Origin of the sequence: Rhodoferax sp. (genome assembly GCF_028688795.1) — a bacterium.
Classification (GTDB): domain Bacteria; phylum Pseudomonadota; class Gammaproteobacteria; order Burkholderiales; family Burkholderiaceae_C; genus Rhodoferax.
The window spans coordinates 75,937-89,237 of the sequence record NZ_JAQTXM010000009.1 but is presented as its reverse complement, the minus strand read 5'-3'; the positions used below and the strand labels follow the sequence as shown (position 1 = coordinate 89,237).

The window sequence follows — 13,301 nt, the reverse complement described above, 5'->3', positions numbered from 1 at the left end:
TGGTCAACCAGAGCGGGGGTAGCCTGATCCAAATCCCCAGACGCGCCGCCCGCCATCTACACCACCAGCCGCGAGTGCCCAATGCCGCCACCCTTCTCGACCCTGATCTGCGCCGAAATGCGTTCTTTCAGCGCCTCTACGTGGCTGATGATGCCGATCATCTTGCCGCTGGCGTTGAGGGAATCCAGTGCGGTGAGTGCGATCTCCAGCGTGTCGCCGTCGAGCGAGCCAAAACCTTCGTCCAGAAACAGCGAGTCAATCGACGTCTTGTTGCTCACCAGGTCTGACAGCGCCAAAGCCAGCGCCAGGCTGACCAGAAAACCTTCGCCGCCTGAGAGGGTGCGTGTATCACGCGTGGCGTCGCCCTGCCACGCGTCCACGATGTCCAGCTCCAGCTCGCCCGTGGGTTTGCGGCGCAGCAGGTAGCGGCCGTGCAGGCGCGCCAAGTGACGGTTGGCCAGCTGCAGCAAATGGTCCAGCGTGAGGCCTTGGGCAAATTTGCGGAACTTGTCGCCTTTGGCCGAGCCGATCAAGCCGTCCAAGCGTTGCCAAAAGTCAGACTCTGCGGCATGCACGCCGATTTTTTCAAACAGCGCTTGCTGGTTGAGCCGGTGCTGCGTGTCGCTTTCCAGCAGCGCGCGCTGGGCACCGATTTGTTCACTGAGCGCGCTGCGCTGTGCTTCAAGCGCCGCCAGTTGCACCTCTATTTCTTCGGGCGTTTGCAGCGTGAGCGCCTGTGCCTGTAACTGCGCTTGTTTGTCGCTTGCCGCCTGCAGCAAAGCATTGGCCCGCTGTACGGCAGCGTGCAGGGACTCTTTCAGCAAGGTCAGGCGCTGGCGTTCGGGCTCGGGCAAGAGCGCGATTGCGAATGCGGATGCATCGGCAAAAGGGCTCGTCTGCAGGGCGGCGTACCAGGCGTTGCCGGCGGTTGCCAAGGCCATACTTTGCTGCGCTAGCGCCGCCTGGGCTTGGGCGTGGCGGCCGTTCAGTGCGGCAATGGCCTGGGTCAGGCGGTCTATTTCATCGGTGCAAGTGGTGAGCGCTGCGGGTAGGTCTGCTGCGGCAAGTGTTAGTGGCGCGGGCCATGCCACGGCTGGTGTCGCGACTTGCAAATTGAGGCGTGCATCAGCTTGCACATCGGCACTGGCTTGTATGTCGGCCCAGCGTTGTGCCCACAAGTTTGCTGCGGTTTGCGTCGTGTCGCGCTGGGTCTGCTGGCGGGTGATGGTTTGGGCCAGATCTTGCAATTGGGTTTGGGTGTGTTGCCAGTGTTGCCATTCACCGTCTCGCTCCTTTAACCACGGCTTGGGGTCAGCCGGCAGGGCATAACCCGCTGCAGCCAGCGTGGTTTGCAGGCTAGCCTCCAGGGTGTCCAGGTCTTGTTGGCGCGTTTGAAGGGTTTGCAGCACATCGGTCTGGCGCGCTGCAGCGTCTTGGGCGGCCTGCTGCAACAGCGCCAACTGGCCCAGCGCAGCTTGCAGCGCTTGGGCGCTTTGGTGGGCGCTGGCCTGGGCCCGTTGAAGTGCTTTTTCACCTGCCTCTGCCGCTTGCAGGGCACCGCCAAGTTGAGCCAACACCTGCTCAGCGGCGTGATGCCCTGCCGCCAGGGTTTCGTCAGTTTGCCAGTCGTCAGCGCTCAAAGCTGGATTGGCACGTACTTGGGCTGTAGCCGCGGCCCACTCGGTTTGCCATTGGCTGATTTGCCGGGCGACTTTGTCTTGGCTGTTCAGCCGCTCGGTTTGCTGGGTTTGGCTGGCCGTCAATGCGGCAGCGGCGGTCTGGCCCTGCGCCACGAGTGCATCGAGCGCATCTTGCTTCTGCTTCAGTGCTGCGGCAGTGGCCGACACGTCAAGCGCCTGGTAGGCCGCAATGGCCGGGTGCTCCACCGCGCCGCACAGCGGGCAGGCCTCGCTCGGCTTCAGGGCCAGGCGGTGCGCGTCCAGGCTTTGGATGCGGCGCTCCTGGTCGAGCAGCTTTTGCTTGTCTGCCACTTGCTCTTTCAACTTGCTGTGCTGGTCGCGCAGCGCCGCCACCGTGGCTGTTTGATCAGTAACAGTGACCGCGTTTTGCCGCAGCGCAGCTGTCAATGTGGCTTGCTGGGCAGCCATGTCGTGGCGTTGTTGCGTCAATAACCCCAGTTGCTGCCAGCGGTTGACGTGGCCTTGCTCGGCCTGCCACTGCGTGCGCAAGTCTGCAGGTGTATGCCCCGCAAGCCGTTGGTCTTGTTCAGCCTGCGCCGACTGCAGCGCCGCCTCTGATGCGACTTTTTCCTGCACTGCAGCATCCACCACCGCGCTCTGGGCCAAAAGTTGGCGGCTGCCCTCGGCTTGTTCGTTTTGCAACACCTGCAAAGCCAATTGCTGGCTGGCAAGGGTTTGCTGCAATTTGTCGCGTTGCTCAAACTGTTGGCGCCAGCCACCCAGGCGTTCGCCCAAGGTGGCGTGTTGCGGGTGTGCAGCGCAAAAGTCAGCGTGCTGTTGCTGCTCTTGCTCGGTCAGCGTGAGCTGAGCCTGCACGTTCTCCGCAATCTGGCGGGCCAGGGTTTGGGCCAGGTGGTGGTGCTGGTGGTGCGCAGTGGTCTCGCGTTGGCGCTCACGGTGCAGCGTTTCCAGCACGGCTTCGCTGTCTTTACAAGCGGTTTTTGCCTGTTGCCAAGTGTGGTTCAGCGGCTGGAGCATTTGCGCGGGCTCGCTGTCGGCCAAGCGTTGCAGCGCGGGCGCGGCGACTTCCAGCGCAGCCGTTGCATCGCTGCATGCGGCCTCGGTGGCGTGCAGTTCTTGCGCGCTTTGCGCCAGGTTGCGCTGCCACTGGCCTTGCGCGGAAGTGGTTTGATGGGCCGTTTGCACAGCCGTCAATTCAGCCCCCCAGCGCGTCACGTCGCCTTGCATGGCGTCGCGCTTTTCATCGGTCAGCAGATCCACGCCGTCGGCACGGGCTTTGAGTTGGTCCAGTTGCTGCTTAACGTCGCGCGCCTGCTCAAACACACGGCGGGAAATGTCGCCGTAGATTTCGGTGCCGGTCAGCTCCTCCAGCAACTCGGCGCGGTCGTTGGCACTGGCATTCAGAAAGGCCGCAAAGCCGCCTTGGGCCAGCAGCATCGACTTGGTGAAGCGGGGAAAGTCCAGGCCGGTGATTTCGGCAATGCGTTTGAGTTTGTCATTGCTTTGGCTGCTCAGAATCGTGCCGTCTCCTGCGGCCAGCTCCACCTTGGGGGCCTGCAGCGCGCCGTCCACCTTGTCGCGGGCGCGTCGCTGGCTCCAGAAAGCGCGGTACACCGCCCCTTTCACCTCAAATGCCACCTCGGCCAGGCATTCGGTGGTGTGGCGCGTCATGATGTCGTTGACTGAAGCGCTGATGCTTTTGAGTCGCGGGGTCTCGTGGTACAGCGCCAGGCAAATGGCATCAAGCAGGGTGGATTTGCCAGCACCGGTGGGGCCGGTAATGGCAAACAAGCAGTTGTCGGAAAAGGGGGCTTGGGTGAAGTCAATCTTCCACTCACCTTTGAGCGAGTTGAGGTTTTTCAGGCGCAGGCTCAGGATTTTCATGCGGAGGTCTCGGTCAGGCTGGCCACCACGGCGCGGTAGCGCTGGCCCAGCGCCAGTTGCACATCAGACGTTAAGTCTTCTTGCGCCAATCTGCGCTCAAACACGTCATCAGGGCTGAGTTCGTCCAGGGTTTCACTCAGTTCGCCGGTCAGGCTGGCCGCTGCTGTGCCACGCTGGCGGCGCACGCGCAATACCTCTACGGGAAAGCCTTGCGTCAGCGTTTCGATGCGCGCAGGCAGGTCGGACAAATAATCGTCCTCAGCCACGGTCACTTCAAGCCACACCGATTGTTCAGCGGAGCCTTCTGTAGCCGCCGCGCGGATGGCATCGGCCAGTTCCAGCAAGTTGCCGCTGACGGAAATCAGTGGCTGAAAACGCGGCACAGCCAAGGGCGTGATGGCGCAGAGCCCGCCCGCGCCCAGGTCCACCAACAACACTTCTTTTTGCTGCCGCGCTTCATCAAACCCCAGCGCAATGGGCGAGCCACAGTAACGAATGTGGTCCAGCCCACCCACTTTTTGCGGCTTGTGGATGTGCCCCAGCGCGATGTAGTCCACCACTGGAAAGGCAGCCGTGGGAAAGGCATCGAGCGAGCCCACATAAATCTCGCGCACCGACTCGTTGCTGCTGGCGCCCACGGTGGTCAGGTGCCCGGTGGCGATCAGCGGCACGCTGCGGCCCAGCGTGTTCAGTAGTTCAGCCTGGCGTGCGCGGCCGGCATCAGACACCGATTGGTAATGGGCAGCAATGGCGGTTTGCATGGCCAGCTGTTTGTCTTGCGCGCTTTGCCCGGCCTGGCTTTGCAGCACGTCACGCGGGCGAATGAAAGGCACCGCGCACACAATGCAACCCGCCTCACCCTGGCCGCCGCGCACAGGCAGCACAACGATCTGGTCAGCAGCCCCCTCGGCCGCAGCCACCACGGTAGTGCTCAGGCAGGCCAGCAGGGCGCGGCTCTCGCCCAGCGTGGCAACCGAATCGTGGTTACCGCCGAGCAGCAGCAGCGCCACCCCCGCGCCGTGCAGCCGCACCACCAGTTGGCTGTACAACTCACGCGCATAACTGGGCGGCGCGCCGGTGTCAAAAATGTCGCCAGCAATCAGCACCGCGTCCACCGCGTGGGCGTCCACCTGAATCAGCAGCCAGTCGATCAAGGCCTGGTGCTCGGCCTGACGGCTCTTGCCCATGAAATGCTGGCCCAGATGCCAGTCGGAGGTGTGGAGGATGCGCATGGTGGGTGGGTCAGGTGTGGGAGCGTCGGGAGGCGACTATTTTGATGCGGAAAACACCAAGCAAAGTTGACTTGCGTTTGGCGCCCATAATGAATCACAAACAATCTCAGGGACGGGATGACAACCATGACAAGCTTGATACTGGCGCCGAGCGCCTTTGTGGCGCGCAAGACGCCGTTCAACGTGTGCAAACGCACATGCGAATACAACCCCAACCAAGAAGGCGTAGACATGAGTGAATTAGCACCCAACGCATTGCACGCCGAACTGCGCGCGCTGATTGCCAGCAGCCGCCAGCGCCTGGCCGGTGCGGTGAATGCCGAGCTGACGCGCCTGTATTGCGCGGTCGGGCAGCGACTGCGTTCCGAGGTGTTGGGTGATATGCGTGCCGAATACGGTGTCAAGCTGCTGGATCAATTGGGCCAACAGTTGTCCAAGGAGTTTGGTCGGGGTTTTGAGTCCCGCAACCTGCGCCGCATGGTCAAGTTTGCTGAAGCTTTCCCTGACGCCGCAATTGTGTCGACACTGTCGGCAAAATTGAGCTGGAGCCACATGGTGGCCATCGTGGCACTCAAAAACTCGCAGGCCCGCCAGTTTTATGCCCAGCACGCCGCGCAAGACGCATGGAGCGTGCGCGAGTTAAATCACCAAATCGAACGCAAAGCCTTTGAGCGCACTGAGCTTGCAGCGCTGCAGGCTCCCACACCCCAAACCACACCCGCCCTGGTCTTCAAAGACCCGTACTTCTTGGACTTTTTGGGCCTGCACCAAGGCCATGACGAAGCCGATTTGGAGGCCGCCATCCTGCGCCAGCTTGAAGCCTTCATTCTGGAGCTGGGCCGTGGCTTTGCGTTTGTGGAACGCCAAAAGCGCATGGTCATCGATGGCGACGACTTTTATCTGGATTTGCTTTTCTACCACCGCCGCCTGCGCCGTCTGGTAGCCATTGAACTCAAGCTGGGCCGTTTCAAAGCCGCACATAAAGGCCAGATGGAGCTGTACCTGAAATGGCTGGACAAGTACGAGCGCCAGCCGGGTGAGGAAGCGCCCATCGGCCTCATCCTGTGCGCCGAATCCAGCCGCGAACAAGTGGAGCTGCTGCAAATGCACAAAGACGGCATCACCGTGGCCGAATACTGGACCGAACTGCCACCCAAAGCGGAGCTGGAGCAAAAGCTGCATGCCGCTTTGCTTGAGGCGCGCGAACGGTTGGCAAGGCGTGGGGTGTTGTTCGGGCGCTTGGGTGATGAGTGATGACATGAGGGTTAGCAAAGGCCAGCCGTTCCCCGTGGTGGCGCTGCCCGGAGTGGTACACATGCCCGCCAAGGGCGAAGACGAGCAGGAGGCCGCGCGGGTGTTTTATGTGGCGGCGACGCGGGCTACGCAGGGGTTGGTGGGCATGGGACACCTCCGCAACTTAAGACAAGCAGGGGAATGCGGTCCGAGCAACTGCTCGTAAATTTAAACATCAAATTGGAAAAGTAAATGGCAAAGCCAGACTTTAGAGGTGCACGTGGCTCCTCTGCAGGCGACGATTTTCACGAATGGTGGGCGCTACGGCACGCCCTGCCGCTTCTAACTGGTATGAATGACCTCGTGGCATTGACCGTCGAGGGTTTACTTGCAATCGACGAAACGGGTGCACCTGCAGATGCTTGGTTGGGGGTAGATTGCGCGCAGTACTTCGGCGGGTCCCAGCTCTCTAAAGCGACAAAGGTAGTGGTCGAACAGCTGAAGTATTCATCCGCGAATCCCGACTCGCCGTGGACCCTAGCCCGCTTACAGGCCACTACTAACGCCAAAAAGAGCAACTCCGTTATTGCTCGTTTGGCTAGCGCTTATGTGGAATTGGCAGACAAGCGACCAGATTTAGTCGCATCCAACAGCATTTCAATTCGGTTGGTCAGCAATCAGCCCATTGCTTCAGAGGTTGCCGACGCTATGGCTGATTCAAAGGGACAAAAATACAGCGCGCTAAAAAGGGCAGCCAAACTTAACCCAGCACAGTTTTCGTCGTTTCTTCTGGCAGTTGATTTCTCAATGTGTGGAGCCGAATCGAGATTCGCACATGAAGAAGCCTGTGTTGCCGGGATTGCCAACGTTGTTGCAAACGGCGCGCTAAGTTTGGCTTCAGAGCTCAAGGCACGGGTACACAAACTCATGCTTCCAGAAGGCCGCGGCAGCGTAATTTCTAAAGAGACCATACTGAGTTGGTTGGGTGTCGCTCATCCAGATGCTCTTTTTCCATGCCCTCCGCAGATTCGACACATTGAAGCGGCAGTACCACGCCAAGCAGCCGTCGACGTGTTGGATGAGATGATCTCGGGTAGTCAGAAGCTGTGCCTGCACGGGCCGGGGGGAAGTGGAAAAACCACCACTATTCAGCAGATTCAACAGGGGTTGCCGAAAGGATCAACCATGGTGATCTTTGATTGCTATGGCGCAGGACGATATCAGGAGCCTGATGCATACAGACATAGAGCAAAAGATGCATACCTTCAAATAATCAACGAACTTGCAAGCAAGCTTCAAACTCCACTTTTTATCAATCGAACTGGTACTGATGATTTCATTCGTGAATTCAAACAGCGTTTAGAACTTGCTGCCGCGACGGTCGCTTCCCAAGACACCAATGCCTTTCTTGTCATTGCAATTGACGCTGCAGATAACTCGGTTGAAGGTGCCCGCCAATGCACTCCATCAGAGGTTTCGTTTGTACACGAGTTCATAAAAATTGGTAACTTACCAGCAAACGTTCGGATACTGGTAACAGCGCGCTCTAGCCGACTAATCGACCTTGCACTGCCAGAAAGCTTCATCCAGAAAGACATTTCGGCCTTCATGTTAGATGAGACTACGCAGTTTTCGTTGGCTAGGTTTAGCGCCGCCACCGACCAGTGGATTCAAGATTTTCATCACTTCTCGCATGGCATACCGCGTGTGCAGGATTACGCATTCCAATATGCCGAAACGCAGCCAGAGAACGCACTTAGCTTCCTTCTGCCCAACGGAAAAGGTTTGGATGATATTTTCAGAGACCGTCTCCGTGAGGCGTTACTTCGTGATGGGAGCCCGAAGTTATTAGGCAATCTGTGCGCAGCTTTAATTGGGCTACCCAGACCAATTCCGGTCCATGATTTGGCATGTGTAATCAATATTAAAAAGGAGCGGCTCATTGACATTTGTGGGGAAATGTCACCGGGGATGCGGGTAGCAGATGATGCCGTAGCCTTTGCAGATGAAGACTTTGAAAGCTTTGTTCGGGACGAAGGACGCGAACAACTGCATTCGACTATCTTAAAGATAGCAAAGCATTTCAAAGCAGAGCATGAAGTGAATCCATACGCGGCTACCCATCTGGCAGGTGCACTATTCGCTGCGGATCGCGGTACCGAGATAGTGGAAATAATTGGAAGTGGGGTTGAGCCAGTAGCAATTGCCGATATGGTTCTTCGTCGTGAGGCTCATCATTCGCGTCTACGGATCGCAATGAAGGTCTGCCGTGCGTCGGGTGATGCAGCGAATGCTCTGCTGATACTGCTAATTGGCGCTGAAGCATTGAAAATTGACAAGGCCGTTCAGGAAACGTTGACAGATCACCCAGATCTTGCCGCAACTTTCGCGCGTCAGACTGTGGATCGAACCATCTTGTATGAATCATCACAACAAGTGCACCATGGCCCTGCGCTCATGCATCTTTTGGCTGTCGACTCGCGCAAGGGCGACGGTATATCGGTCCGCGAAAAGCGAAGGCAGTTGCGCGAATGGCACCTGCGTCGAACAGAAGATTCTCGTGAGCAATCAAATCAAGGGTTGCATCCACACGCCTGGGATATTGAAGGTCGCGATATAGCCGCAGTTGCTGAAGGCATTTTGCGCACAGCCGGGCCAACTGCGGCAATTCAATTTACTCTCAGTTGGACCCCGCGCTCAGTTGGCTTCGAGGTCGCATTTGTTCTTAGTCGCCAACTCATAGCTCGTGGAGACACTTCGTTGCTCGAGCGATGCGTAGCTGATTCTGCAATGCCCAAGTCTTGGCAGTGCTTGCTATTGGTACCACTGGTATTGTCAGGGCGGGTAGTCGACATCGACGCGCTTGCTCTTTCACTCTCGAGTCGAGCTGTCACGGTTGCCATTGGATCTGAAAGTACAGTCTACTCAGCGTTCGATAAGCCTGGTCGGTCACTTGCTGAACTGGTTTTGACCGGCTGCGAGATCGTCGTCGCCCGGTCAAAGAACGTTGCCCCAATTGTCCGGATCCTGGAGCGGTTTCTGAAGGATGAGCTTCGGGATCCGAGCCGTTCATACCACTTGGAGAGGCCTCAGGGTGACTTAGCCCTTCGTGCTTTCGCGCTCTGCGAATGTCTAAATGGGCGTATCGCAACAGTTGATTCGTATTTGATAGTGACCGAGGTGGATACCAGCCTCACAGGAAAGGAGAAGAATAAAGCTGCAAATTTGGTACGCGAAAACCACGATAAATCAACTGCATTGATCAAAGATCGTCTTGCCATTTACAACGCAAGAGCGCGGGCCTTGCTTGGATTGTTTCCTGCCACTGAGCTGACATCTAACCTAGTACCTCTCATCTCTAGATTTGTGGGAGAGAGCTGGCGCAGCCGGTCTTATGAACATTCGGGTATGGCTATCCAGGTTGCATATTCCATGTCTGCACTCAGGTGCCTTACTGAGGCCGCACCAGTGGACGCAATGCTGCTTGTGAAGACGGTCTTTAAAAATTGGGATGCGCCGTTTAGTCGGAACTTTGAGGCTCTAATGACAGAGCTCGCTCTTAGTCACGCGCTGCATGACCCAATCATTGAAAAAATCAATTCCTGGGCATCTGCCGCTGCGGTTGCCAAAACCGCTTCAAGTGAAAAGATCAGCTTTTTGATGGGACTTGCGCGTGTTCTAGGATCTATCAGCTCAGATGACGGGCAGGCAATATTCAATATCGCATTAAAAGTCGCAGATGAGGTCGATGGCGATGCCATGCACGAAATCGCTGTACTAGAACCACTTGCTAAGAGGGGCTTATCAGCGATGGACGAAGTGCTCCGGCGCAAGCTGGCGACACGGGTTCACTTTGTTGTTGATGAGGTTCATCAGCGGCTTCTCGGTTACGACCACTTTCCGTGGGCGTCGGTCGCACGAACCCTGTCAGCATTGAGCACGCCACTTGCACTGGCCGCTGTAGGTTGTTGGGATGATGAGGCCGTGGTGGATCAGAACACTCTTCTACCCGTGGTTATTAAAGCGGCACTTCTGTCGGGCGACATCACTGCAGCGCAAGCCATGGCGCTTACCTATCTTGACGATACGTGCGAGGCCTTAACACTGGAGCTAATATCTTCCCACGCACAGGCAGTCATTCGCACATCCTTATCTGAGGAGATCGCTAGAAGCGAACTGTTGCGGTTTGCGTTGGATGGGAGACCATCCTCTGTTGCAGCGGTTGAATCATTGCTTAATGGCGGTAACAAAGGACCGTGGGCATCGCGATTGGTTGAAGTCAGCGATTTCACTTCTGCCTTTGGCAAAGAACCAGCGGTACCGGATTCATCATCATGGAAAGAGGCCGCCGCGCAACGTGCAATTGCATTCGAAGGCCTTCTCGCTTTTACAGAGTGCGCCTCACTCGCAGATTCAGCAGCGATAGACGCATTCATCGGCGCCACAAAGCGGAAGGCAGATTCCCTTGGAGTCCAATTCAGCACATCAACTCTACTTAGTGCAATGGCACGCCAAGTGATGCGTGCAGACCGACTGGCATTTCTCAAGGCATTGTGTAATCTCAAATCTGAAGAAGTATCAACATATGACTGGCGTGCCGCAGTATTAGGCAATTTGAAGTCATGGTTGCCCACCTCACTTGCGATACAGGAATGGTTCCGTACGGACTTCAAGATGCTAGTAGTCTCAGAGTTCCACGTGTTTGGTCGGTACTTGTCCGAAGATGGATCAGATTTAGAGTGGATTTTGCAGACCTTGGCGCTTTCGGATGCTGAGGTTACCGAGCTACTTCTCGCTGGCATTGAAAATAACTCTGATTCCCTTAGCCCCCAAGGAATCTACTCCTTCATTGGCTATGCTGCCAAATTTGTGAAGCCTACAGAAGCTGCACAGGTTCTTGACCGTTTCACGTCGCGGTTACAAGGGCGCTTTCTGGATACGACAGAAGTGCGCTCAGAGCGCGTCGACGATGAACCAGTAGACACGCCTGAGGCTGTCGCACGATTGCTATACGGTTTTCTTGGTGATATCGATCTCCGAATGCGTTGGCGCGCGGCGCATAGCATTCGCTGCTTGGCACGACTTCAGGATTCAGACACCCTTGGCCACGTCGTCAATCGGTACGACAAGCATACAGAGCCGCATTTCAAAGACCCGGAAGCCCCGTTCTATTGGTGTGCCGCTCGAATGTGGTTGATCCTGACGTTGGAACGAATCAGTTCGGAAACACCCGATCAAGTTGTGCCACACGCAAAGTGGTTGCTTGGTGTTGCGACCGACGATGCATTTCCTCACTTGCTTCTGCGAATGTCTGCGAAGAACGCACTAAACAATATTGCATGTATTGAGCCTGGTCGGTTGACTAAGGCTGAGCTAGAGCAGGTGCAAGACATTGGCCAGTCCATATTTGCCAGAGTTGCCGAGCCAAATCAGAAAGTGGCGCGGGCTAGAGATCAACACGAGGGAAAACACAAGTTCCGCTTTGATCCCATGGACACTATTCCCAATTGGTTCACACGCGGAGTGGAGGTTTTCTCGGGCCTCTCAATGAAAACGTTTCAGCATGAAGCGGCGCGTTGGATAGTTGACATGTGGCATGTCCAAACCGACGCCGAAGGATCGGTTGGTGAGCCACGACAGGATCGGTTTCGTAATAGCAACTACAGCCTTTCGGACAATCGACACGGGTCGCTGCCGACGGTTGAGCGATATCGTAGTCACTTGGAGTGGCATGCAATGTGGTGCGCTGCTGGTTCTTTGATGAAGCAATACCCACTGATCGCATGTAACGATGACACTTGGGGAACCCTAGAGGGTTGGTTGGACCGAAATAGTATTGAAAAGCCTGAGCAGTGGCTTTCAGATATTCGCCAATGCAAACCTCTGAAGAGGCAATTGTGGGCTCCGCCCCTTGATTGGCTGAATGAGCCATCAGAGGGTTTTGACGACAAAGATTTTTTAGAAGTCCTCAACTTTTCTTCAGATGCTTCAATTGCAGTCGATGTGCGTTTCAGCATTCACACCCAAAAGACTAATTTCACGGCCAGACTGTCATCTGCGCTCGTTTCCCCAGTAACTGCCAGCGCGCTAGCACGAGCGCTTCAGACAGCGGATGATTCATGGGATTACCACATTCCAAATGCTGGTCATGATTTGGAGATACACGCGACCCAATTCCGTTTGAAGGGCTGGCTTGATGCATTGGAGGGCGACCTACGTTTGGACGAATGCGACACCTCTAGAAACGATATCCGCCGAATTGAATGTGCGCCGGCCAAGTCCGTTTTTCCGGGGCTGAGACAAATTGTTTCCAGCCTATCGCAGCCAATTTGGCTGAACGATGAGAAGCGAGAGCTTTTCTCCTATCAGACGTGGGGCGACACTCCTAGCGATAAGCGGGAAAGGCATCAGTACTATTCTTCGGATTTACGGTCTGACGGATGGCAGTTATCCATGGATCGGGTATCCATGGCTAGCTTTCTCGTTCAATCCGATATGGACTTGATTGTGCAAATAGAGATAGAGCATGAAAAATCAAAAGACGACACCTATAGATATGACGAGAACACCGAAGAGAAAACGCGGTTCACGAAAATCCTTGTCCTCCGACAATGCGGACGTATTGAATCAGCCGATCAACATCTTGGCTCTTGGATCACATCTGACAGATGAGCTGGGTTTTTCCGAGCTAAACGACACATTGGGGCGCTGGATGGCGCACTATCTGGCAGAGCTAATCGACAAGGCATCCAATGCGCCGGAAGGCCCTATCAGGGACGCAGCTCAAGCCAAGGTTGCTACTGAAATTTTGGCGATCTGGGCGCATCGTTCTGCTTTGCCAGGTAACTCTTATCCTTTGGCGCGATACAAAGACATCATCGCGGGCATGCAGCTCTTGGCTCCTGGGGGATCGCCTTGGGAACGGCCTGCCAGCGGGTCTCGAACAGCCCAGGCTGGCGAGGCTTACGAGCAGCTTCGACAATTGTCAATTGCATGTCTTTTTGCGGATCATTTTGCCGAAATTCCGAATGTTGATCCGGTGGTGGTTGAACATCTGGATCCAGAGGAAGGAAAACTCTTCGAGTTTTTCAATAGTTGGGCTACGTCGGTCAATTCGCAACGCCACACCCTCTACGACCAAGGTGTGGTTTTAAGCGAATCGTCGTCTTCTACTAAAGCGCCCACGCCAAACGAATTGCTAGAAGCGACTGTTGATCTCGCTATAGCCTGCTTGCAGAAGTTAAAAATGGATTTGGGCCGAGCAGGTGTGGGCCAATGACACTGGCACTAC

General features: G+C 56.1%; 6 protein-coding genes. 4 read left to right on the top strand and 2 right to left on the bottom strand.

Annotation, left to right across the window (positions count from 1 at the left end; genetic code table 11):
- Nucleotides 1–56 precede the first annotated feature (56 nt).
- Both PHQ58_RS08820 and sbcD read right to left on the bottom strand, forming a co-directional pair.
- Nucleotides 57–3,545: an AAA family ATPase gene (locus PHQ58_RS08820; RefSeq protein WP_300109961.1), complete on the bottom strand. Its 3,489-nt coding sequence runs from the start codon at nt 3,543–3,545 to the stop codon at nt 57–59.
- Nucleotides 3,542–4,777 carry an exonuclease subunit SbcD gene (sbcD, locus tag PHQ58_RS08815; protein WP_300109959.1) on the bottom strand — a complete coding sequence of 412 codons (1,236 nt, stop codon included), beginning with the start codon at nt 4,775–4,777 and terminating at the stop codon, nt 3,542–3,544. Before sbcD ends, PHQ58_RS08820 begins: the two co-directional genes overlap by 4 nt.
- 231 nt (nt 4,778–5,008) lie before the next feature.
- On the opposite strand from sbcD, the gene PHQ58_RS08810 reads away from it, so the two are divergent.
- From PHQ58_RS08810 to PHQ58_RS08795, 4 genes are read left to right on the top strand one after another with little or no spacing between them, the layout of a single operon-like run.
- Entirely contained in the window at nt 5,009–6,031 is a 1,023-nt protein-coding gene (locus tag PHQ58_RS08810; protein WP_300110093.1) for a PDDEXK nuclease domain-containing protein, read from the top strand.
- A 4-nt stretch (nt 6,032–6,035) separates the two neighbouring features.
- Complete coding sequence (locus tag PHQ58_RS08805; protein WP_300109957.1) at nt 6,036–6,236, top strand: hypothetical protein; 201 nt, start codon at nt 6,036–6,038, stop codon at nt 6,234–6,236.
- 26 nt (nt 6,237–6,262) lie between these two features.
- Entirely contained in the window at nt 6,263–12,682 is a 6,420-nt protein-coding gene (locus PHQ58_RS08800) for a hypothetical protein (protein WP_300109955.1), read from the top strand.
- Nucleotides 12,633–13,289 carry a hypothetical protein gene (locus PHQ58_RS08795; RefSeq protein WP_300109953.1) on the top strand — a complete coding sequence of 219 codons (657 nt, stop codon included), beginning with the start codon at nt 12,633–12,635 and terminating at the stop codon, nt 13,287–13,289. Before PHQ58_RS08800 ends, PHQ58_RS08795 begins: the two co-directional genes overlap by 50 nt.
- Nucleotides 13,290–13,301: the final 12 nt, after the last annotated feature.